The 23305-nt window shown below is 58.1% G+C and carries 21 protein-coding genes; 15 read left to right on the top strand and 6 right to left on the bottom strand.

What is annotated here, in order from left to right:
- The first annotated feature begins 15 nt into the window (after window positions 1-15).
- From cpaB to CR155_RS17350, 6 genes are read left to right on the top strand one after another with little or no spacing between them, the layout of a single operon-like run.
- On the top strand, window positions 16-999 hold the full coding sequence (cpaB, locus tag CR155_RS17325; protein WP_102071292.1) for a Flp pilus assembly protein CpaB: 984 nt from the start codon (window positions 16-18) through the stop codon (window positions 997-999).
- A 9-nt stretch (window positions 1000-1008) separates the two neighbouring features.
- Window positions 1009-2454 carry a type II and III secretion system protein family protein gene (locus CR155_RS17330; protein WP_233214399.1) on the top strand — a complete coding sequence of 482 codons (1446 nt, stop codon included), beginning with the start codon at window positions 1009-1011 and terminating at the stop codon, window positions 2452-2454.
- A gap of 2 nt (window positions 2455-2456) precedes the next feature.
- Window positions 2457-4232: a TadA family conjugal transfer-associated ATPase gene (locus CR155_RS17335; protein ID WP_102071293.1), complete on the top strand. Its 1776-nt coding sequence runs from the start codon at window positions 2457-2459 to the stop codon at window positions 4230-4232.
- Window positions 4233-4244: 12 nt separating this feature from the next.
- Window positions 4245-5090, top strand: coding sequence for a type II secretion system F family protein (locus CR155_RS17340; RefSeq protein ID WP_102071294.1), 846 nt, complete (start codon window positions 4245-4247; stop codon window positions 5088-5090).
- A 3-nt stretch (window positions 5091-5093) separates the two neighbouring features.
- Window positions 5094-5969, top strand: coding sequence for a type II secretion system F family protein (locus tag CR155_RS17345; protein WP_102071295.1), 876 nt, complete (start codon window positions 5094-5096; stop codon window positions 5967-5969).
- Entirely contained in the window at window positions 5969-6397 is a 429-nt protein-coding gene (locus CR155_RS17350; RefSeq protein ID WP_102071296.1) for a DUF192 domain-containing protein, read from the top strand. Before CR155_RS17345 ends, CR155_RS17350 begins: the two co-directional genes overlap by 1 nt.
- On the opposite strand, the gene CR155_RS17355 is transcribed toward CR155_RS17350, so the two are convergent.
- Window positions 6318-7133: a BPSS1780 family membrane protein gene (locus CR155_RS17355; protein ID WP_102071297.1), complete on the bottom strand. Its 816-nt coding sequence runs from the start codon at window positions 7131-7133 to the stop codon at window positions 6318-6320. The two genes, CR155_RS17350 and CR155_RS17355, sit on opposite strands and share 80 nt — an antisense overlap.
- A gap of 85 nt (window positions 7134-7218) precedes the next feature.
- Window positions 7219-8187, bottom strand: a complete 969-nt coding sequence (locus tag CR155_RS17360; protein ID WP_102071298.1) for a homoserine kinase — start codon at window positions 8185-8187, stop codon at window positions 7219-7221.
- 235 nt (window positions 8188-8422) lie between these two features.
- Between CR155_RS17360 and dusA the strand changes: the two genes are divergently transcribed.
- Window positions 8423-9409, top strand: coding sequence for a tRNA dihydrouridine(20/20a) synthase DusA (dusA, locus tag CR155_RS17365; protein ID WP_102071383.1), 987 nt, complete (start codon window positions 8423-8425; stop codon window positions 9407-9409).
- 4 nt (window positions 9410-9413) lie between these two features.
- Here dusA and CR155_RS17370 read toward each other — a convergent pair whose 3' ends face one another.
- Together CR155_RS17370 and CR155_RS17375 are read right to left on the bottom strand one after the other, a co-directional pair.
- On the bottom strand, window positions 9414-10586 hold the full coding sequence (locus tag CR155_RS17370; protein WP_102071384.1) for an ABC transporter substrate-binding protein: 1173 nt from the start codon (window positions 10584-10586) through the stop codon (window positions 9414-9416).
- A gap of 103 nt (window positions 10587-10689) precedes the next feature.
- On the bottom strand, window positions 10690-11982 hold the full coding sequence (locus tag CR155_RS17375) for a hydroxymethylglutaryl-CoA reductase, degradative (RefSeq protein ID WP_102071299.1): 1293 nt from the start codon (window positions 11980-11982) through the stop codon (window positions 10690-10692).
- A 133-nt stretch (window positions 11983-12115) separates the two neighbouring features.
- Between CR155_RS17375 and CR155_RS17380 the strand changes: the two genes are divergently transcribed.
- Window positions 12116-14071 carry a helix-turn-helix domain-containing protein gene (locus CR155_RS17380; RefSeq protein ID WP_158238297.1) on the top strand — a complete coding sequence of 652 codons (1956 nt, stop codon included), beginning with the start codon at window positions 12116-12118 and terminating at the stop codon, window positions 14069-14071.
- A gap of 28 nt (window positions 14072-14099) precedes the next feature.
- Here CR155_RS17380 and CR155_RS17385 read toward each other — a convergent pair whose 3' ends face one another.
- Window positions 14100-14558: a CBS domain-containing protein gene (locus tag CR155_RS17385; RefSeq protein WP_102071301.1), complete on the bottom strand. Its 459-nt coding sequence runs from the start codon at window positions 14556-14558 to the stop codon at window positions 14100-14102.
- A complete protein-coding gene (locus CR155_RS17390; protein WP_102071302.1) occupies window positions 14542-15951 on the bottom strand; it encodes a YihY family inner membrane protein in 1410 nt (469 codons plus the stop codon). Before CR155_RS17390 ends, CR155_RS17385 begins: the two co-directional genes overlap by 17 nt.
- 76 nt (window positions 15952-16027) lie before the next feature.
- Between CR155_RS17390 and CR155_RS17395 the strand changes: the two genes are divergently transcribed.
- From CR155_RS17395 to leuB, 7 genes are all read left to right on the top strand, one after another.
- On the top strand, window positions 16028-16402 hold the full coding sequence (locus CR155_RS17395) for a DUF2069 domain-containing protein (protein ID WP_102071303.1): 375 nt from the start codon (window positions 16028-16030) through the stop codon (window positions 16400-16402).
- A gap of 9 nt (window positions 16403-16411) precedes the next feature.
- Window positions 16412-17887 (top strand): protein adenylyltransferase SelO, encoded by a 1476-nt coding sequence (locus CR155_RS17400; RefSeq protein ID WP_102071304.1) that lies wholly within the window; start codon window positions 16412-16414, stop codon window positions 17885-17887.
- Between the two features lie 62 nt (window positions 17888-17949).
- Window positions 17950-19008 (top strand): chorismate synthase, encoded by a 1059-nt coding sequence (gene aroC / locus CR155_RS17405; RefSeq protein WP_102071305.1) that lies wholly within the window; start codon window positions 17950-17952, stop codon window positions 19006-19008.
- 30 nt (window positions 19009-19038) lie between these two features.
- Window positions 19039-19878: a M48 family metallopeptidase gene (locus CR155_RS17410; protein ID WP_102071306.1), complete on the top strand. Its 840-nt coding sequence runs from the start codon at window positions 19039-19041 to the stop codon at window positions 19876-19878.
- Between the two features lie 161 nt (window positions 19879-20039).
- Entirely contained in the window at window positions 20040-21443 is a 1404-nt protein-coding gene (leuC, locus tag CR155_RS17415; protein ID WP_102071307.1) for a 3-isopropylmalate dehydratase large subunit, read from the top strand.
- A gap of 9 nt (window positions 21444-21452) precedes the next feature.
- A complete protein-coding gene (gene leuD / locus CR155_RS17420) occupies window positions 21453-22103 on the top strand; it encodes a 3-isopropylmalate dehydratase small subunit (RefSeq protein ID WP_102071308.1) in 651 nt (216 codons plus the stop codon).
- Window positions 22104-22198: 95 nt separating this feature from the next.
- A complete protein-coding gene (gene leuB / locus CR155_RS17425) occupies window positions 22199-23275 on the top strand; it encodes a 3-isopropylmalate dehydrogenase (protein WP_102071309.1) in 1077 nt (358 codons plus the stop codon).
- The last annotated feature ends 30 nt before the right edge of the window (window positions 23276-23305 follow it).

Here is a 23305-nt window from a genome sequence, read left to right on the forward strand (position 1 = left end):
GAGAAAGGATATCCAATGAGGGCACCGATCTTTAATCGTTCCCTGGCGATGCTATCGCTGGCACTCGTCGCCGGCCTCTGTGCTGCCTGGGCAGCACGCCAGCACATACAGAATCGTGTTCAATTGCTCGAAGCACAGGCCCGGGTTCCCATGGTGAACCGCGTCGTAGCCGCCCACGATCTGCCTGCCGGAACGCAGCTGGGTTCGGAACACCTTGCGCTGCGATCATTGCCAGCGTCGGTGGCATCCAGCGACAGCATTCCTCCGGAACGCCATGGCGAGTTGCACGGTACTGTGTTGCGCTCGCCTTTGCGCGGCGGCGATCTTGTTCTTCCTGCCCATGCAATGGCACAGCAGCAGACTGCCTTCTCATCTCATCTCGCGACGGGCCGCAGGGCCATCACTATGCCGGTGGACGCCATCAATTCCGTTTCGGGCTTGTTACAACCTGGCGACCTGATCGATCTGTATGTGTCGTTCGAGTATCGGCGGCGCCGGATCACTGCGCCGTTATTGCAGGGAGTATTGGTCTTGGCAACCGGCACCACAACGCAGCAAGCACACGAGAGCACACCATTGCGTCAAGGTGCCTACGCCACTGTTACGCTGGATGCCGCTCCTGAAGATGCGGTTAAGCTGGTCGCAGCACGGCAAAGCGGCACCATAACGGCAGTACTTCGCCATCCGACGGACAGCGTCGCCACCCAAAAGGCGGTGCGCGGCGACTTGGCGAGTCTATTGGAAATTGACTCGGGGCTGCCGCCCGCGGTCAGCAAGAAGATTCCAGTCATCTATGGCAACAAGGTCATCGCAACTATACCCGGACTCACTTCTTCGGGGTTGTCATCGCCACGCCAGGGCAGCGGTCTGTTCGATTTGCCCTATGCGCCCGAACTGGTCAGCGCCTGGATGCAGTCGGTAGCCGACGCTCACGACGCCCCGCGTATCCACGATCTGACCGCAGGCCCTGCGTCGCTGTCTGATGCCCCCGTCGAGTAGGTGCCGGCAATGATGCTCAACCTCTGTCGCGGCTGGCTAATTCTATCGCTCATGGTGGTGTCACCCGGTCTGGCCGCTCCGCAGGATACGCTGCTGAAGCTGCAAGTCGGCGAAGTAAAAGTGCTGGGGATCCCAGACGTGGCGCGCATCGCGGTAGGGGATGGTCACATCTTGAACGCCGTAACGACCGAAGAAAAGGAAGTCATCGTTTTCGCTCGGCACGAGGGATCCAGCGCGCTGCAGATCTGGTCTTCCAACGGTCAACGCCACCGATATCAGGTGGACGTCGCTGCGGAGGGAGCTCGTCAGGTGCAGGAGGAACTTCGTAGCGCCCTGGAGCGCATCCCACAGGCGAAGGTGTCAATTGTCGGGGACAAGTTGATGGTCGAAGGTGATGATTTGTCAGACAGTGACCGTGAACGGGTGGCCGAGCTCGGGAAACGCTATCCGCAACTTCTGGACTTCACCAGCCAGGTAGGTTGGGATCGCATGGTTCTTCTTGACGTCCAGGTCGTCGAGGTACCGCGTATCCAATTGCAGGAGCTTGGGGTGCGCTGGAATTCCGCCGCGGATGGCGGCATCAACGCGGGACTTTCATGGGATGGCGGTTCCAGGCGTTTCACCGATCGTCCTGGCTTGCCGACCGTGCCTATCCCATTCCCGGCGACGGCCGCCGCCGGGTATTTTGGTATCAATGCACTGTTGTCCGCACGCATCAACGCCATGGCGCAGACTGGCGAAGCTGTCGTGCTGGCCCAGCCCCAATTGCTCGCCCGCAGTGGCGCGACCGCGGAATTCCTCGCGGGCGGTGAAGTTCCATATTCCACCGTAGACAAAAACGGAAATACGAACACGGTGTTCAAGCCTTACGGGGTCTCCCTCAGAATAACGCCGCAAATCGAGCGCAACGCTGCGGTACGGTCGCGCATCGAAGTCGAAGTCAGTTCGGTCGACACGTCAATCTCGGTTCCCAACGGACCATCGCTCAAAACAAGGCGGGCTGCTACCGAGTTCAATGTGCGGTCCGGGCAGACGCTTGTACTCGCGGGCTTCCTGTCGCGTGATGAATCGCGTAACGTCGACAAAATGCCGGGGCTAGCCGACGTTCCGGTGCTGGGTCGCTTGTTCAAGTCAACCCGTTACCAGCGCAACGAGACTGAACTCGCGATATTTGTCACCCCTGTGGTCGTGGCGCCAGACCATCCCGACCTCATGCGCCGCGTTCATAAGAGTCAGGGAATTCTCGACGCCGCGTTCCCTGACGAGCAGCTCATCAATGTGCCGGTACGTGCCGCCAGTAGTTTTCCGAGCGCGCTCCCGGATCTGTCTGGTACACGCTGGGATCCCTGGGAAGGCGAAGGCTCCCAATGGCAGGAAGGTGTTCGGTCGGATGCAGCAGTTTGGCCGCAAGCCCATACCCGCGCGGGCTCCAATCAATATGATTTTCGGGAGTGAACATGATCGAGATGGAACTGCGCTTCGAAGATGGCACCGTGAATACGCTCAGAGCCGCATTGCCGCTCGATATCGGAAGAGGGTCCGGTTGCGGCTTACGGCTAAAGGCCTGGCGGGTCGCAAAGCGTCACGCACGCATAGAGCGGCGCGCGGGCGGCCTTTTTCTTGAAGACTTCGGCGCATTGAGCGGCACGCTGGTCAACGGGCAGCGAATAACACAGTACGGACCGCTTGGACTCGATGACGAAATTGTGATCGGCCCCTGCTTGCTCCGTTTATGCGGATCGATCCAGCATCACCCGATTGTTCCAATGACGGAAAACGCATTGCCTTGCGATCATCCTTCAGACGACGACTCAGTGGGGGCGGTCGTGACGGGCGGGTCGGCGCCGCTGCGCCCAGTGCTGGTCGATCGGCAACCGCCATGCAAGGGTGAGGCTCATGCCTCAAATGAATTAGATCTCGATACCCTTCTTCGTCATCGTCGGCGCTTGCATGTCGCCCTTCTCGAAGCACTGGATTTACGGCGCCGCGACATTGCCAGCATGAGCGACGACGCCTTGCGCAGTGAAGCGACGGCCGCACTGCGCGAAATTATTGTGCACGATGCAGAACTGCCTGACTCAATGGATAGGACTGCACTCTTGACGGATGTGGTCGACGAGGCAGTAGGATTAGGCCCCTTGGAGCCCTTGCTGGCTGATCATGTCGTCACTGAAATCATGGTGAATCGGCACGATGAAATCTATATCGAAACGGGAGGCCGCCTTCTCCGGCATAACGCGGCCTTCAGCAGCGAGCAGGCGGTACTGGGCGTTATCGAGCGCATTGTTTCACCGCTGGGACGGCGGATCGATGAAAGTTCTCCCATGGTCGATGCGCGCCTTCGCGATGGCTCGCGCGTCAACGCGGTGATTCCGCCAGTTGCATTGCGCGGAGCCAGCATCACCATACGCAAATTTCCGCAAAGCAGGCCCGGAATGGCGGATCTCTTGCGTGTCGGCGCTCTGGACGAGTCCATGCGCGATTTCCTGTCAGCCTGTGTCGAGCACAGGAAGAACATCATCGTCTCCGGCGGAACAGGTTCGGGCAAGACCACGCTGCTGAATATTCTGTCCAATTGTATTCCGGCTGGCGAGCGCATAGTCACCATTGAAGATGCGGCTGAACTCCGTCTTAATCACCAGCATCTGGTGGCGCTGGAAGCGCGTCCGGCAAATCTGGAGGGCCGTGGCGAGATCAATATCCGCGACCTGGTGCGCAATGCCCTGCGCATGCGGCCCGATCGCATTGTCATCGGCGAATGCCGTGGCGGGGAATCCTTCGATATGTTGGCCGCCATGAATACGGGGCATGAAGGTTCCTTGACCACTCTGCATGCCAACAGCCCTCGCGATGCGCTGTCTCGTCTGGAAACCATGATCCTGATGGCTGGCATGGATATTCCCTTGGCCGCGGTGCGGGAACACATAGCAGGCAGCATTAACGTCATCGTCCAGCAGGCCCGGTTGAATACCGGTATGCGGCTGATCACTTCTATCGTCGAAGTCACCGGCATGGAGAGCGGCAGGATACAAACGCAAGCGCTTTTTCGCTATCAGGGCGGCCCTTCCGCCCTATTTATCGGCTGCGGTGTGGTCCCCGAATGCTTCCAGGATGAAGCGGGATCCGCACGGCTGCCCCTTGATTGGTTCAATCAACGCACACCGGCCCGCAGCGAAATTCAAGCTTTCGTTCGTTCGGACCCTTTAGGGGCGACGCGTGCGCACCCGGCCTGACGGAAGACTTTTATGGTGATGATCTTTTTGCTCTCGATTGCCGTGCTGGTCACGGTAATCAGCTGGATTTTCCAGAAGTCGGCCGCGCAAGCCTACAAGCGCTATCGCACGGCGTTCAAGAAGGAAGCCAAGCAGCGCATGAGCGAATTTTTCCTGTTTCTGGACCCTGCGCAGCTATGGTTCGCCAATGTCTTGATTTGTGCGCTGGTCATCGTGTTGTTTTATATCGCGGCAGGCTCGGTATGGGTCTGCGCAGCGGCGGGCACGCTTGCGCTGGTAGCTCCTCAGTACAGCATCAAGCGCCTGAAACGACGACGACTGCAACATTTCGACGAACAGCTGCCCGATCTGGTCCAGGCGCTTGCAGGCGCCTTGCGTTCGGGTTCAGGCGTGCACTCGGCCTTGCGGCATATCGTGGCCCAGTCTCCTGCGCCGTTGATACAGGAATTCGGTCTTGTGTTGCGTGAGCAGCGCATGGGGGTATCGTTCGAGCAGGCCCTGGCTAATCTCTATCAGCGGGTGCCCACCGAGGGCGCCGGACTGGTCGTCTCTTCATTGAAAATAGCGTCCCAAAGCGGTGGGAGCCTTGCTGAAACGCTCGAACGCATTGCCGCGACCTTGCGCGCCCGTTTGCATTTGCTCGGGCGTATACGGGCCTTGACCTCGCAAGGGCGCATGCAAGCCTGGGTCATGGCCTGTCTTCCTGTTGCTTTGGGTGTTGTGTTGAACCAACTTGATCCGCACTCCATGCAGGCCTTATGGCAGACTCCCATGGGCTGGCTTGTATTGGCCGTCATCACCGTCCTCGAGTTGCTCGGCATATTTTTCATTCAACGTATCGTCAATATTCAGGTATGACCTATGTTCTTCTGGATTAGCTGCGCGGCCGCGGGTGTGTCGCTTTGTCTTGTCGTCTGGGTATTTACGCGTCCCGTGGTCACGCAGGATGCCGATATTGAAAGACCGTCTCAAGGCACGCTATTCAGGCTGGCGTGGCCTTGGATATCCGTCCTTTCCCGGCTATGCGGGCCATTCATCTCGTGGCCGATGCGCGAGGCGCTCGGAAGACGTATCCAAATAGCGGGCCTGGCTTCGGCATGGCAGCCAGATCATGTGGTCGCGCTGCAGTGCCTCGTATTTCTATTGGTCGGTCTGGCTGCACCGATGTTCCTGTTTTTTTCACTCGATGTGGCGGCGCTACAGAGTGTAGTCCTTCCCATGGGGGCAGGCCTGTGTCTCATGTGGTGGCCGCGACTATGGTTGCACGATATGGGAAAGCGCCGGCAGAATCTAATGCTGCGCGAGTTTCCTTTCTTGCTGGACATGACGACCTTATGCGTGGAGGCCGGCCTGAATCTTCAAGGTGCTTTGCAACAGGCTGCGCATCATGGACCTGAAGGCCCTCTGCGCAGCGAGTTGCGGCATGCCCTGGCCGATATGCGCGCGGGTATGCCGCGATTGCAAGCGCTTGACGAACTGGCGGAACGAACAGGCCTTGCCGCGGTCCGAAGTCTTGTGACGGCGTTGACCCAGGCGGATCAGCTCGGTATGAGCCTGGGGCCCTTATTGCGATCGCAATCGGATCAGCGGCGTACAGAACGGTTCTTGCGGGCCGAAAAACTGGCTCTTGAGGCCCCTGTGAAAATGCTGTTTCCTATGGTGCTGTGCATTTTCCCGTGCACGTTTCTTGTAATCGGATTCCCCATCGCCATCAAGATCATGGGAAACGAATTTTGATGAGCCGATTACAGAACCCAGAGGTGTCACGCCGGGATAGTGTTAAGGCCGTCGACACCTTACCCCCACTCACTCTGCGCAGAGCCGAGAGCTTTTGGGCTCGTCTGCGCGGCCTGCATGGCTTGCCGTGCCTGCCCTGGCATACTGGCCTGTACCTGTCGCCCTGCCGGGCCGTCCACTCATTCGGGATGCGCTACGCGATCGACGTCGTGTTCCTGGGCGCGGATGGCAAGCGCTTGAAGCAGGTCAGCAATATGCTGCCCGGGCGCGTGGCATTCTGTCTACGTGCCGCATCGGCCATCGAACTGCCAGGTGGTTACTGTCTGGCGTATCCGGCCTATGAAAGTGCTATAGAACGCTGTCTTCATCCCCGCTGCCATGGGCATCACCATGGCCTTGACCCGGATAGTTGGTGCCGAACACGCTGATATAAGCGGGATAAAAGCTGCAGTACAAGACCGCTGCGACGACGATGTTCACGGGTGTCAGCAGTATCTGCATTATGCCCGGGGGTATGCCAAGCGAAGTCAGGGTCGCACCCGCCATTTGTATGGCAAAGAATATCGCAGCCCAGCTGACGCCGTAGGCCAGGAAAGGCCACTTGTTGCGCCAACATGCCACCATGGAAAAGAAGAGCGCCTGTGTCATCTTGATGCGATGCCAGCCTATCAGTGCGGGCGCATGCCAGAACAGCGCCGAGATCACCACATATATCAGCGCAAAAGTGATGAAAGGGCCGCGCATGGCCAGCATCAACGCCCGCTCGTCGATGGCGCCGTCCGCAGTGATGGCGCTCATCAAACCATCCAGGAATGGCAGCGTGGCGATGAATCCACCGGCCAGACAGCACACCATGTAAGCGAATCCCAGACCGAACAGGCTCTTGCGGGTTTCTTTATCGCGCAGGGGTTCCAGCCACATTGGCAAAAGCATGGGTCGCCCTGCGGCGATATTGCGGCAGGCACTCAGCGTGATAAAGGTGAGCAGGGGCGTGCTGGCGATCAGCACCATTTGGCCGAGCAGAGGGATCAGATAGCTGACAGTAATGAAAAAGCCGGTCATCAGGCTCCAGAAAAACATCGCCATGGGCTGGAGTTTGAACAGCTTGAATCCATCTTGAATCCAGGACCAGCCTGACGTGATGGGAAGGGTGGCAGCTTGCATAGTGACTTGGACTTCCTGGAGACGCATCGCGCCGGAGGTGAACGCGCAACGATGCGCGTAGGTTTAATGATAGCTTGTTAGCTTGCTAAGGAAGCGCCAGAACTGTGGTCTTGCGGCGCTCAAGCAATATACGTTCAAAGTGCCGGGGATCATGCGGTTTGAGCGTTTGCGCAGGCCGCGGCAAATAGAAGTCATAGAGCCGCGATACCCAGAAGCGCAAGGCAGCGGCCCGCAATAGAACAGGCCATGCTGCTTTTTCGTTGCTCGTAAACGGCCTATTTTCTGCGTAGGCGCCCACCCATGCGGCCAGTTTTTCCGTATCGAACACGCCGGTATTGGGCTCGATGCACCAGTCATTTACGCTTACCGCAACGTCGAATAGCCAGGTGTCGCAGCCGGCAAAATAAAAGTCGATGAAACCGCCCATGCGGGGCATCTCGAAAGTGCCGTCGAACAGCACGTTGTCGCGAAACAGATCGCAATGAGCCGGCCCTGTTGGCAGCGCCCGATAGACATTATTTTCGGCGAACCGTATTTGTTCATCCAGGGTTTCCTGCAGCAGTGCGGATTGCGTGCCGCTCAGGAAGGGCAGCACTTTAGGTGTAGTTTCCCGCCACCAGGAAAGTCCGCGCAGATTGGGCTGCTTTATGCCGAAATCCCGGGCGGCCAGATGCGCTTGCGCCAGCGTTGCGCCGGCCAGTGCGCAATGCGCGGCGCTGGGCGCCGGCTCGTAGCCGCCGGACAAACGTGTGACGATGGTGCAGGGTTTGTCATACAGTGCGGTCAGGCGCGTGCCGTCGCGCAACGTTTGCGGCTCGGGCACGGGAATGTGGCGTTGCGCCAGGTGGTGCATGAGTTCAATATAAAACGGCAGTTGCTCGCAGGTCAGAACCTCGAACAGAGTGAGTACATATTCACCCTGTGTGGTGGTCAGAAAGTAGTTGGTGTTTTCAATACCGGCGGTAATGCCGCGCAGGGAGACGAGTTCGCCCAGGGTGTAATGGGTCAAAAGTGCGCGCACATCGTCGTCGCTGACAGGGGTAAAAACGGCCATGGGCTGCAAACTCTGCTTGTGGTAAACCGCGGATGAATAAAAACCGGCAAAGCCGGGACAGTGATTTTAGTCCAGGTTCCGCCTTCGTGCGGCGCGAACTTCCTGGCAACAAGCGGAGTGGCCGCCTGGCTGTTCCTATGCCCCAAGCTTGAAACGTGAAAATGACGCAAAATACGGTTTATCGTTTATTTTTTGTGGCTCAAACCTGTTTCCCGTGACGACTGAATTGTCCGCTATCCCCGTTTCCGACTGGCGACTCTGTGTGGCGCCCATGATAGATGTGACTGACCGGCATTGCCGCTATTTCCATCGCCTGCTGGCACCCCGTGCCCGGCTCTATACTGAAATGATCACGACCGGCGCGTTGTTGCACGGCAAGGTGGCGCGGCACCTGGATTTCGATCCGGCCGAAGAGCCCGTGGCGCTGCAACTGGGCGGCAGCGAACCCGAAGCGCTGGCCGAATCCGCGCGGTTGGGCCAGCAATGGGGCTATGACGAAATCAATCTGAACTGCGGTTGCCCATCCGAACGCGTGCAGAAGGGGGCTTTCGGCGCCTGCCTGATGGCGGAACCCGCATTGGTGGCCGACTGCGTAAAAGCCATGCAGGACGCCGTGTCGATTCCCGTTACCGTCAAGCACAGGCTGGGGCTGGACTATGACGACTCCTATGGCTTTGTGCGGGACTTCGTCGGCAAGATTCACGACACGGGCTGCCGCGTCTTTATTGTGCATGCCCGCAACGCCGTGCTCAAAGGACTGTCGCCTAAAGATAATCGCGAAAAGCCGCCCCTGCGCTACGACATGGCAGCCCGCATCAAGGCTGATTTCCCCGACTGCACGATCGTGCTGAACGGCGGAATAACGGGCGTGTACGAGGTGGCAAGCTTGTTGGGTGAGTTCGATGGCGTGATGCTGGGCCGTGCGGCTTGGCACAACCCGGGCATACTGTCGGATATTTCACGTTCCATGCATCCCGACCTCATAGTGTCCGAGCCGGCGCAAATCGTTCAGGCCATGGTGCAGTACGCTGGCCGCGAGATCGAGAAGGGCGTTCCCTTGCGCCTTATTGTGCGTTCGATGCTTGGCTGGATGAGCGGCAGGGCTGGGGCGCGTTATTGGCGCCGCACCCTGTCCGATCATTCGCAGTTGAACGACAATGATGCCAGGCTGATTGACCGGGCGTGGTCCGATCTTGTACTACGGGCCAGCGAGGAAGGCTGACCGTTTACGGTTTAAGCAGGGAACATTTGGAATCGGTCGCTTTCGTAAACGCCTCATCGCCCGGAATGGTGGCGACTATTTTCATATAGTCCCAGGGTTTAGTCGATTCTTCAGGCGTTTTGACTTGCATGAGATACATGTCGTGTATGTAGCGTCCGTCAGCTCTGATATGGCCTTTGGTATATACATCGTCTATCTTCATGCTTTTCAGCGTTTTCATTACCTGGTCCGAATCTGTGGTCTTGGCGGCTTCGACCGCCTTCAGGTAGGTCAGCGTGGCGGAGTAAGCAGCCACCTGATGGGTACTGGGCATTTTGTTCATCGTTTTGTAGAACCGTTGCGCGAACGCCCGCGACGCTTCGTCCCTGTCCCAATACCAGCTGTCTGTCATCATCAATTTTTGGGCCACTGGCAACCCCAGGCCGTGGATATCGTTGATGGTCATGAGCAGACCCACCAGCTTCATGTCCTTGGTCAGTCCGAAATCGTTGGCCGCCTTGATGGAGTTGATGGTGTCTGCGCCGGCATTGGCAAGGCCCAGGACCTGTGCCTTGGAGGCCCTGGCCTGCAGAATGTACGAGGACATGTCCGACGAGGTGGGCGGGTGACGAACGGATCCCACCACGGTGCCGCCGTTGGCCTTGATCACGGCGCCGGTGTCGGCTTCCAGCGAATGGCCGAATGCATAATCGGCCACCAGGAAGTACCAGGATTTTCCGCCTTGCTTGATGACAGCGGAACCCGTGCCCTTGGCCAGCGCAACCGTGTCGTATTCATAGTGCACCGTGTACGGGGTGCAGTCCTCGTTAGTCAGGCGGGCCGTGGCGGCGCCGATGTTGATGTAGGGGATTTTCTTTTCTGCCACGATGGTATTCATGGCGAGTCCCGCAGCCGAATTCACCCCGCCGATCAGCAAGGACAGCCCCTGCTGGTCTATCCATTCCCGGGCTCGCGCCGACGCAATCTCGGGCTTGTTCTGGTGATCCGCGGAAAGAATTTCTATTTTCTTGCCTAGCACCTTCCCGCCGGCATCCTGCACCGCCATCCTGATTGCCTCGACGCCTCCCGGCCCGTCCGTATCGGCATAGGGGCCAGACATATCGGTAATGAAACCGATGCGCACCACGTCTTGCGGGCTTTGTGCGTGACCATTGGTGCTGAAGGCTGATGCAAGCATCAGCGCGAATGCGTTCAGATGAAATAGCGATTTGTTCATGATGTTGTCTCCAGTTTTTATTGGGGTGTTCAGTTCCAGGGCCCAGCAGATTCTTTTTCTGGTTTCAAGCTTTTGCGGCGTTGCGCTGCTGCAGTAGTTGGATGGCCAGGTCAACGCGCACATCTTTGTTGATTACCATTTCTCGTACTACCCAGTCCACATCCTGGCCTTTGGCGCCCGCGGCGATGGCTATGTTGCGCGCATGCAAGGCCATGTGACCGCGCTGGATACCTTCGGTGGACAAGGCGCGCAGGGCCGCCATATTTTGAGCAAGACCGACAGCCACGGCGATCTCGGCCAATTCCTGGGCGGACGTCACGGCCATGATCTTCAAGGAAAGCCGGGCAAGTGGATGCGTTTTAGTGGCACCACCCACCAGCCCCACAGGCATGGGCATTTCCAGCGTCCCGACCAGGTCTCCGTTGGCGGCGATTTCCCAGGTGCTCAAGGAGGTATAGCGGCCTTGGCGGCAGGCATAGGCATGAGCGCCAGCTTCTACGGCACGCCAGTCGTTGCCCGTGGCGACGATGATGGGATCGATACCGTTCATGATCCCCTTGTTGTGCGTTGCCGCCCGGTAGGGGTCGACCGCCGCGAATGCATAGGCGTCCACGATGCCGTCGATCACTTCCTGTCCGCTATAGTCTTTGCTAGCGAGCGTCTGGCCAGACAACTGCACACGGGCGCGGGCCAGGCGCAGGTCGGCAAGATTCGACAGAATACGCAGGCGTACCCGGCCCCCTGTAATTTGTTCGATACGCCCGGCCACGGCCTCAGCCATGGTATTCACCGTATTGGCGCCCATGGCGTCGCGCACATCCACGATCAGGTGCGTGATCACCATGGCGCCGCGCGCGGTGTCCGCAAAGACATACACTTCGATGTCGCGGCAGCCACCGCCCAGGCCGATGAGAACGCGGTCACGGCTGTTGGCGATATCGATGATTTCCTGGCGATGCTGCAAGATGGCAAGCCTGGCGCCATAGGGATCGGAAACGTTCATCAGCTGGACCTGGGCACGCATGATGGGACCGGTGCTGGATGTCTGGAATCCGCCGTTCTCACGTACCAGCTTGGCCATGTACGAAGCGGCCGCCACAACGGAGGGCTCTTCCACGGCCATCGGTACCAGTACATCTTTGCCGTTGATCTGGAAATAACCGGCAATGGCGTAAGGCAATTCAAACTTCGCGACGACGTTCTCGATCATGCCATCGGCTGTGTCGATCGGGAGAGCGCCGGCCGCGGCCAGGAGTTGGCGTTCTTCGGTGGCCAGCTGGGCCTTTTCGGCAATGTGGTTCAGGCGCTCGGCGGGATTGAGGGCGCGAAAATTCGGTAGGCGTGAATCCAGGCTCATGGGAGGTCAGGTTCTAATAATGGATGTTGGTCAAGAGGGGTGCGCTTAGTATAGGTAGCGGAGGTTCGAAAACAAATGTTATAAGTGCACATATAAATCATTCTTGTATGTTCAAATGCAACGAGGCCCGCCAGTGCTTTCTGTTGACGACTATCACTACCGCATTCTGCGTGCGCTGTATCAAGGCGAGGATCGCCACGAACTTGTCGGTTTGCGGGATGATGGAATCATGTCCTTGCCGGAAAGCGCAGCCAAGGGGGATTTGATCCGAAGCGTGGAGATGGCTATCACCATACGCGAGCGATTCGAGCAGCATCAACTGCGTGAGCGCGGATTGTTGGCGGTGATTGAGACCGCTCAGGATCTCACTGCGCTTACCGACCTGGATCGCGTCCTGCAGGCGATCGTGCAGCGCGCGCGCAAGCTGATCGGCTGCGACGTCGGCTACCTGTCCATCTACGACGATCAGCAAGGCGATTTTTACGTGCGTGCCACCGATGGCGCGTTCTCGGCAAAGTTCAAGCAGGTCAGGGTAGGAATCGATATCGGTGTATGCGGTTATGTCGCCCGCAATCGCGCGCCGTACGCCTCGTCCGACTACGTCGCGGACAGCCGCTTTACCCATAACCGCCTAATCGATTCGGCTATGACCGACGAGAATATTCAGTCCATATTGGGCGTTCCGCTGCTGGCCGCGGATCAGGTGATCGGCGTGCTCTTTGTTGGCGACCGCTATGTCAGGTCGTACATCGCATGGGAGATGTCGATACTATCGACGCTTGCCGCGCACGCCTCCGTTGCGATCGGCAACGCCAGGTTGTTCGAGCAGGCTGAATTCGCATTGCAGCAAGCCGGCGCGGCCAATGCCTTGCTGGTCAAGCAGACGGCCGACACCCGGGCAGCCGCCGAGGTGCACGAGCAACTGACTTCGTTGGTGGCGCGTGGAGGAGAGCTGCGTGACATCTGCCACATGGTGGCACACCGGCTTGGAGGCCACGTCGTGGTATGCGACGAGGGCGAACTAGAGGTATGTACATCGACCGGACCGGGATACACTCATCCGGTTGCGGCGATTGCCGATCCTACCCGCCGGCATAGTCTTGAAGACCGGATACACGCGGCCCTTGATGAAAGCCGCCGTCTTGGCCGGTCAGTGGTTGCCTTGAGCGAAGAGGGGCACGAATGCCGGGTCTCGGCGGTGACCGGCGGAGCAGGTTTGCTTGGTGGACTCATCATCCATACACACGCTGCACTCAATGAGGTCGCGGTACGGATTCTGGAACGCAGTTCGCTCGTGACCAGCATCGTCCTGCTGCTCAAGGAACGGCGCGAATCCACGCTATGGTCTGACAATCCGGTCGCGTTGCGCCGACTGATTCTGCAGCCGCAAAGCAACCTGAAAGCGTTGGCCGTGCAGACATTGGTTTATGGACTGGACCTCGCGCAGCCTGTATGTGTGTTGGTCATCCAGGTGCCGTCCGGACGGGCGACCTACATCGCGCAGCAGTTGCGCCGGCTGCTGGACGGCTTCCATGCTCTCTTCGACGAAGTCGGCGATGCATTGGTTTTCGTGGTCGACCAGATTTCGCTCGCGCGCCTGAAGGAGTCGCTGACGCGTTATTTTGTCGAACGCCGCCTGGATTTCACCGGCGTCGTTTCGGAGCCCACTGCCGATCCATCGCGTATTCCGGCCTCTTACCAATCCGCGAGCAACTGCCTGCGCTTCCTGGGTGTGCTGGAACGCCGAGGTGAAATTTTCCGGGAACGCGAACTTGGCATGTACTCGTTTCTGTTCGGAAGACTGGATCCGCTCGAGATTGACGCCTACTTGCAGTCGATATTGGGACCCTTATATCAGGCTTGCGACCCCCGGAAGGTGGAGTTGGGACGTTCGTTGCTTGCCTACCTGGATCATGGCTATAACGCGCGTACCGCTGCCCGTGCGCTGGACATACACATCAATACATTTCGTCAGCGCCTGGATGGGCTGGACAGGCTGTTGGGGGCATGGCGCGACTCGGCCCGTGCCCTTGAAGTTCATATCGCGTTGCGTTTGTGGCGTTTGCGCGACCCGTCTGTCGTGGGATAAGGCGAGTCGCGCGCCGATGCAGCTTCGCCTACTGGCTGGCTGCTTCCGAGTCAGATGGCCAGTCGCGGATATAAGCCTTGAGCATGTTGTTCTCGAAGGCTTGGGCGGCAACGATGGCTTGCGCCATGTCGTAAAAGGAAATGACCCCCATCAGAATGGGGCCGTCCATGACAGGCATATAGCGCGCATGCTTTTCCAGCATCAGGCGCTGAACTTCGTCGGCGCTGGTATTGGGCGAGACGCTTACGGGTGCATCGTCCATGATGCTGCGTACCGTGTGCGTGCCGGTATTGCCATGGTTATCGTGCAGATGGCGGATGATTTCCCGGAAGGTCAGCATACCCACTAGTTGGCCATGTTCCATAATGACCAGCGAACCGATGTCTTGCTCGCTCATGGTTTCTAGCGCTTGCAGGATGGGCATATCTGGCGTGGCGGTATAAAGGGTGTCGCCCTTCACGCGTAAGATTTCACTGACTTTCAACATGGTTTTGCTCCTGTGTTTCCCCGTGCGCCACGGTAGACCTATTTTGCACCATATATGTGCTTTCGGGTAGTGCTATATGGCCGTCCATCAAGTCTGCCAGTCTTTGATCCGCATGTGTCAAAGATATGGAAAGCGCATCAAGCAGTAAATCCTCTACGGCCAGCCCAGGCTGGTTTCGATCGATGAGGAGGCCATCGATCAGAGGCCCGATCGTCGTTTCACGCTGGTCGCAAGCCAGAACCCACTGGTCGGCATCCTGGCCTTCGGTGTCCACGACGTAACCCAGTTTTCTCAGCGCACTCAATACGGCACTGAGTTCGTCCTGGTGCAGTTGTAGACGGGCACAGAGAAAGCGCATGCTGCGCCCGGGCGGTTGGGCGCCTTGCGCCAGCCACAGTAAGCGCAATACCCGGATGGCGTCGACAAACAGGGCGCCGGGGTAGTGTTGAAGTTCCCAACGACGCTGTTTTAGCGCGGGAAGGGTGGCTGCGACCGTGGCGCCCAGCAAAATGGCCAGCCAGGAAAGATAGATCCATAACAGGAATATCGGCAAGGTGGCAAAGGCGCCATACACGATGGTGTATGAGGGAAACTGGGTAAGGTAATAGGCAAAGCCCGCGCGCATTATTTCCAGCACAATGGCGGTTCCCATGCCGCCGACCAGCGCATCGCGCCACAGTACACGGCGATTCGGGACACCGACAAAAAGGGCGGTAAACCCCAGACCGGTGACAATCAAGGGTACAAAAGAAAGTGCGAAGCCGACAATGGCCGGAAGTTCTTCGACATGGCCCAAAGACTCCCTCGCCAGCATGGACGTCGCCCACAGGCTGCCGCCAGCCAGTATGGGGCCCAGGGATATGATTGCCCAATAGACCAGCATGCGCTGGCGCAGCGGCCGCTGGCGTTCGACCTGCCAGATGTCGTTGAATGCTTCGTCGATGGTCATGAATAGCATGACTGATGTGACGATCAGGAAAAGCGTACCGGCGGCGGTAAGACCCGAAGCCTTGGCGGCAAACTGGTTTAAGTACTGCATGACGTTTTCCGACACGGACGGCGGCATCAGGCTGCTGGTCAGAAAACTTTCCAGTGCAACCCTGAACTCCGCAAACAGTGGGAAAGCGGTAAAGAGCGAGAGCACGACGGCGAGCAGAGGCACTATGCTCAGGACGGTGGTGAAGGTTAAGCTGGCGGCGACCTGAGTGAGCTTTTTTTCGGCGGCGCGTTGCAAGGCAAAGGTGGCTATTTTTTTTGCGTTGTTAAAGCCCACTGCCGGTGTGCTGGTGTTTTCCAGTCGCGGCCCTTCCGTTGGGTCGTTTGGGGCTGGCAATGCCGCGCCATCGGCAGAGCCGGAGGGCGAGGGCTTGTCGCTGATCGGGTCAGTAGTCATGGTAGCGGCGCTCTTAGCTTTACATTCCGGAGCATTGTTCGGGCGAGACTCGTCCCTTTCGAGTCATAATACCAGTATGAATACGCAACTTAACCCTGTTTTGCGCCATGGCGCGTCGGCATCGCTCATCGGGCTCATCGTTTTATGCCTGTTGTGGGAGATGTACATCGCGCCGCTGCGGCCCGGTGGCTCCCTGCTGGCTTTGAAAGTTCTACCGCTGTTGTTGCCCCTGCCGGGCGTCCTGAAGGGACGCTTGTACACGCTGCAATGGGCCGCGATGCTGATAATGCTCTATTTTATGGAAGGCGTGGTGCGGGCATGGTCCGACCCTTCTCCCATGTCAGCACTCATGGCGGGCTTCGAGATACTGTTCTCGCTGGTGTTCTATTTATGCGCTATCTTCTATCTTAGGCCTGCAAAGCAGGCCTCCAAGAAGAAAGCCGCAGCCTAAGGACGTAGCATGATCAATTCCATTGAACAGCTCCGGGTGGAAAACTCCTTTGCGCAATTGCCCGCGGCATTCTATACACGGCTGGAGCCGCAAGTCTTGCGCAACCCGCGCTTATTGCACGCCAATGCCGATGTCGCACGCTTGCTGGGGTTGTCCCAGGCGGCACTGGATACCCCGGAATTCCTTGATGTGGTCGCCGGATCGGCTCCGTTGCCAGGTGGCTTGACACTTGCCGCTGTCTACAGCGGACATCAATTTGGCGTCTGGGCGGGTCAATTGGGCGATGGCCGTGCACACTTGCTGGGCGAGGTCGTCAGTTCATCGGGATCGTGGGAACTGCAGCTGAAAGGTTCTGGACGAACTCCTTATTCGCGCATGGGCGACGGGCGGGCGGTACTACGCTCGTCAGTACGAGAGTATTTGGCCAGTGAGGCGATGGTCGGTCTGTCCATACCAACGACACGGGCCCTGGCGCTCGTCGTATCGGACGACCCGGTTTATCGCGAAACGGTGGAAACGGCTGCCATAGTCACCCGGGTGTCCCCAAGTTTCATACGGTTCGGTTCATTCGAGCATTGGTCCTCCTCACCCGATAATCTGCGCATCCTCCTGGACTACGTCATAAATCGGCATTACCCGGAATGCAGGGATGCGGATCCCGGCGAGGGTGGCGGTGACGACGGCGCCGTGTTGCGGTTCCTGAAATCGGTCGTCGTGAAAACGGCACAACTGGTGGCCCATTGGCAAACAGTGGGGTTTTGCCACGGCGTCATGAATACCGACAACATGTCGATTCTGGGTCTGACCATCGACTACGGCCCTTACGGTTTCATGGATGCGTTTCAGGCCAATCATGTGTGCAATCACAGCGATGAGCAGGGCCGTTACGCGTGGAACGCCCAGCCCTCCGTGGCCCACTGGAATTTGTATCGCCTCGCCAGTAGCTTGCTGTGCCTGGGTGTGGATGCGCAAGCACTCAAAGAGCAAATTGCGCATTTCGAACCTGCTTTCCTCGACGCCTATCGTGGCGATATGTGCAAAAAACTGGGCTTGAGCCAGTGGGAGCCGACTGACGAAAAACTGGTGGACGACTGGTGGGCCTTGTTGCACGGTCAGCGCGCGGATTTCACCTTGAGTTTTCGCGGTCTAGCCAACGCGCCACGGGACAATGACGCGTTTGTGGCCGCGTTCGAGGACGCGGCTGCCGCGCAGACATGGCTCGATCTCTATGTGGCGCGGCTGTCCCGGCAGGCGCTTCCCGATCAAGAACGACGTGCGCTGATGAATAGTGCAAACCCCCTCTATGTACTGCGGAATCATCTGGCAGAGGCGGCGATACAGGCCGCCAGCAAGGGCGATGCGAGCGAAATCGAAACATTGCTCAAGCTGCTGCGTGATCCTTATACCGAACGGCCCGGCTATGATGCCTATGCGGCCAAACCGCCTGAATGGGCATGCCAGCTCGAGGTCAGTTGTTCGTCATGATGCTTGCCGGACCAGTGTCCGTCTTGCTTGTTTTTCACCGTCTTGAATCATAAAAATCGACTATGTCCGGTAATACTCTAGGTAAGCTCTTCTGCGTCACCAATTTTGGCGAATCGCATGGCCCCGCCATTGGGGCTGTCATCGATGGTTGCCCGCCCGGACTCGCATTGACCGAAGCGGATCTCCAGATAGAGCTCGACAGGCGCCGTCCCGGCACGTCGCGGCATGTCACCCAGCGCCAGGAAGCGGATCAGGTCGAAATTCTTTCAGGAGTCTATCAAGGGGTCAGCACGGGCACGCCTATCGGGATACTCATCCGCAACACCGATGCGCGCAGTAAAGACTACGGTAATATTGTCGACACTTTCCGTCCCGGACATGCCGACTACACGTATGATCGCAAGTTCGGCGACCGAGACCCGCGCGGTGGAGGCCGGTCATCGGCGCGCCTGACGGCGCCTACGGTCGCCGCGGGTGCCATTGCCAAAAAGTGGCTGGCCCAAACCCATGGCATTAAGATTCGAGGCTACATGAGTCAGTTGGGCCCTGTGTCCATTCCCTTCGAATCATGGGACGAGGTCCCCAACAACCCATTCTATGCTCCGAATGCGCGGGTCGTACCCGAACTCGAGGCCTACATGGATCAATTGCGCCGGGACGGTGACTCCATCGGGGCGCGTATCGAAGTTGTCGCGGAAAATCCGCCTGCCGGGTGGGGCGAGCCGCTGTATGATCGGCTGGACGCCGATATTGCCCATGCCATGATGGGCCTGAACGCTGTAAAAGGGGTATCCATCGGGGCGGGCTTTGCCTGTGTGACACAGCGCGGATCGGAACACGGCGACGAGATCACCCCGGAAGGTTTTCTCAGCAACCATGCGGGTGGTGTGCTCGGGGGCATCTCTTCGGGACAGGCCATCACGGTCTCCGTGGCTATCAAGCCGACATCCAGCATACGGATCGAGCGCCAATCGATAAATCGCGCGGGCGAAGCCGTTAAGGTACAGACTCTGGGTCGCCATGACCCTTGCGTTGGCATACGCGCCACACCTATCGTTGAGGCGTTGCTTGCCATCGTTTTGATGGACCATGCATTGCGTCATCGCGCGCAATGCGGCTGAATAAACATGCGACCACAGAAAGGAACTCTCATGCACACTAAAACCTCGATTTCCCGAGTACTTTCCGGACTGGGCATTGCCTGCGTCATCACAGCACTTTCAGCCTGCTCGACCGTCGAAACGACAGGTGCGGGTTCAGTAGGTGTTGAACGCAAACAATATATGTCCGGCATGGTGTCGGCCCAGGCTCTCGACCAGGAAGCAGCGCAACAATACGCAACCCTGGTGTCGCAGGCCAAGGCTCAGGGCGCGCTCGACGCCGACCCGGCGCAAACCCGGCGCGTTAAGGCCATCACTCAAAAGCTGATACAACATGTCGGAAGTTTCCGGCCGGATGCCACCGGCTGGAATTGGGAAACCCATGTATTCAGTTCCGACGAGGTCAATGCGTGGTGCATGCCCGGCGGCAAGATTGCCGTCTATACAGGTCTGATTAACAAGATCAAGCCGACAGATGCCGAACTCGCTGCGGTCATCGGGCACGAAATGGCGCACGCCTTGCGTGAGCACTCGCGTGAGCAAGTGTCTCAGAAAATGGCTACCAGCGTAGGCTTGTCGGTGCTTTCGGCCGTAACGGGCGTCGGCGGCGCGGCCGACCTGGGCAGCGCGCTCAGCGAGGTCATGTTCACCTTGCCCAACAGTCGGACGCATGAGACCGAAGCCGACCGCATTGGCGTGGAATTGGCCGCACGTGCGGGCTACGATCCGCGCGCCGCGATCACCCTATGGCAAAAAATGGGATCACTGAGCGCCGGCAGTTCGCCACCGGAATTCCTGTCTACTCATCCCTCGGCGGCCAGCCGTACCGGCGATTTGACCGAAGCCGCCAACAAAGTCATGCCTTTGTATCAACAAACGGGCGGCAAATAAGGCGCAAGGTTTGTGCTTGGCCGGTGGAGAGCCGGCTCAATCGAATTGAACGTGCAGGGTGGCACTCGGTATACCAGTATACGTACTAGTCTTGTACCAGGTTAAGGGACTGGCATAATTAGGGGAGGTTTCTTTTTCCCCTTATTTCAAAGAGCAATGCCATGGCACAAACCTTGTACGACAAGCTCTGGAATGCGCACGTAGTGCATCAGGAGTCCGACGGTACCTGTTTACTGTATATCGACCGCCACCTGGTCCACGAGGTCACCAGCCCTCAGGCCTTCGAGGGGTTGGGACTCGCCGGCAGAAAGCCATGGCGCATCAGCGCCAACCTGGCGGTCGCCGACCATAACGTTCCGACCACAGCACGCGCGGCCGGCATCGCCGATCCGATCTCGCGTCTCCAAGTTGATACGCTGGACGAAAACTGCGAAAAGTACGGTATTACCGAATTTCGCATGAACGATGTGCGCCAGGGTATTGTGCACATCATCGGGCCGGAGCAGGGCGCAACCTTGCCTGGCATGACGGTCGTCTGCGGCGATTCCCACACCAGCACTCATGGCGCGCTGGGTACATTGGCATTCGGGATCGGCACGTCGGAAGTCGAACACGTACTGGCTACGCAAACATTGCTCATGAAGAAAAACAAGAGCATGTTGATCAAGGTTGATGGCGAGCTTCCGTTTGGCTGTACGGCCAAGGACCTGGTTCTTTTTGTCATCGGGAAGATCGGCACGGCTGGTGGTACGGGCTATGCCATCGAATTTGGCGGCAGCACAATACGGTCGTTGTCCGTCGAGGGTCGCATGACGGTATGCAATATGGCTATCGAAGCGGGCGCCCGTTCCGGAATGGTCGCCGTCGACCAGAAGACTATTGATTATTTCCGGGGTCGTCCTTATGCGCCCTCCGGCATCTTGTGGGATCAGGCCGTCCAGTACTGGAGTACATTGCACACCGATCAAGGCGCCCATTTCGACCGCGTCGTGGAAATCAATGCGCGTGACATCATGCCGCAAGTTACGTGGGGTACGTCGCCCGAAATGGTTTTGTCGGTCGATGGCCGAGTGCCGGATCCGGACAAAGAGAAAGACGATGTGCGACGCAGCGGCATGGAGCGCGCCTTGCAGTATATGGGTCTGAAACCCAATACACCTCTGGTCGACATTCCCGTCGATCGCATTTTTATTGGTTCCTGCACCAATGCCCGTATCGAAGATCTCCGTGCCGCGGCGCTCGTCGCACGCGGCAAACGGGTTGCGTCTTCAGTCAAGCAGGCCATGGTGGTTCCCGGCTCGGGGCTCGTCAAGCTCCAGGCAGAACGGGAAGGCTTGGACAAGATCTTTCTGGAAGCCGGGTTCGAGTGGCGTGAGCCGGGCTGCTCCATGTGCCTGGCAATGAACGCTGACCGCCTGGAACCCGGCGAGCGCTGTGCTTCGACATCGAACCGCAATTTCGAGGGGCGTCAGGGTCAGGGAGGACGCACTCACCTGGTGAGCCCTGCGATGGCTGCCGCCGCAGCCATCGCCGGTCATTTTGTTGACGTACGCAATTTTCGATAGGAAGCCATCATGCAAGCATTTACGACCCATCATGGCCTGGTAGCGCCGCTCGACCGTGAAAACGTCGATACCGACCTGATCATTCCCAAGCAGTTTTTAAAGTCCATCAAGCGTACAGGTTTTGGCGAGAACCTATTCGACGAGCTGCGGTATCTGGACCACGGAGAGCCGGGCATGGACAACAGCAAGCGCCCTCTGAATCCGGATTTCATCCTGAACCAACCGCGATACCAGGGTGCTTCCATTCTGCTCGCGCGGAAGAATTTCGGCTGCGGATCGAGTCGCGAACATGCGCCCTGGGCACTTGTGCAGTTTGGGTTTCGCGCGGTCATTGCGCCGTCTTACGCCGACATCTTTTTCAACAACAGTTTCAAGAATGGCCTTTTGCCCATTGTCCTGCCTGAGCTTCAGATTGCGCGCCTATTCGACGAGGTGAAAGGATTCGTCGGCTACAAGCTGCGTATCGATCTCGAACGCCAGGTCGTCATTACTCACGATGGTCGTGAGTTGGCCTTTGACATCGAGCCTTTTCGCAAGCATTGTTTAATAAATGGCCTGGATGAAATTGCGCTTACTCTGCAAAAAGCCGATGTGATTCGTGCGTTCGAGGCTGATCGGCTGGCGCGCCACCCGTGGCTGGAAGCGCATCCGATTGCTTAGGGACCTTGTCCCGGTTCGCCAAGAAAAGAGAAGGGCCGCCGGGACGCAGCCCTTTTCTGTTGTATATAGCCAACAAATTAGTTTAGGAAAAAATAATGAGTCACAAGATTGCCGTACTGCCGGGCGATGGGATCGGTACCGAAATAACCGAGCAGGCTGTTCGGGTATTGACCGCGCTGGGCCTGGACCTGGAATTGCATAGCGAGCCGGTAGGGGGAGCCGCTTTCGATGCCCATGAGCACCCACTGCCGCCGGCCACGCTGGACTTAGCCAAAAATTCCGCGGCAATCCTGTTTGGTGCGGTAGGCGACTGGAAATATGACACCTTGCCACGCGAACTGCGTCCCGAACAAGCCATATTGGGACTGCGCAAGGCATTAGGCCTGTTTGCCAATTTGCGTCCCGCCATCTTGTATCCTCAATTGGCCAATGCTTCGTCGCTGAAGCCCGAAGTGGTGTCGGGCCTCGACATTCTTATTGTCCGCGAGCTGACGGGTGACATTTATTTCGGGCAGCCGCGTGGCGTCCGGCAGGTGGAAGACGGGCCTTACAAGGGTGAACGCCAGGGGTTCGACACCATGCATTATGCCGAATCCGAAGTGCGGCGCATTGCGCACGTAGCATTCCAGGCCGCCCGCAAACGTGACAAGAAATTGTGCAGCGTCGACAAGGCCAATGTGCTTGAAACATCGCAGTTCTGGCGCGACATCATGATCGCGGTCGCCTCCGACTACCCGGATGTCCAGCTTTCACATATGTATGTGGACAATGCAGCAATGCAGCTTGTTCGCGCTCCGAAGGAATTTGACGTCATTGTTACCGGCAATCTGTTCGGCGATATCCTTTCCGATGAAGCGGCAATGCTTACCGGTTCCATCGGCATGCTACCTTCGGCGTCGCTGAATTCATCCAATCAGGGGCTATACGAACCCAGTCATGGCTCCGCTCCGGACATTGCCGGGAAGAATATCGCCAACCCCCTGGCGACAATACTGTCGGCAGCAATGCTGTTGCGCTATTCATTGAATGAAGCCGGGCAGGCCGAACGCATCGAGGCCGCGGTCCAGGCGGTTCTCGAGCAGGGCTTGCGCACGGCTGACATCCATGAGGCTGGGACGACCAAGGTTTCGACCTCGCAAATGGGCGACGCCGTTCTCAAAGCATTAAACTAACAATTCAGATCTATTTCTATTTTTAAAGTG

It is taken from the genome of Pollutimonas nitritireducens, assembly GCF_002849615.1.
GTDB lineage: Bacteria > Pseudomonadota > Gammaproteobacteria > Burkholderiales > Burkholderiaceae_B > Pollutimonas > Pollutimonas nitritireducens.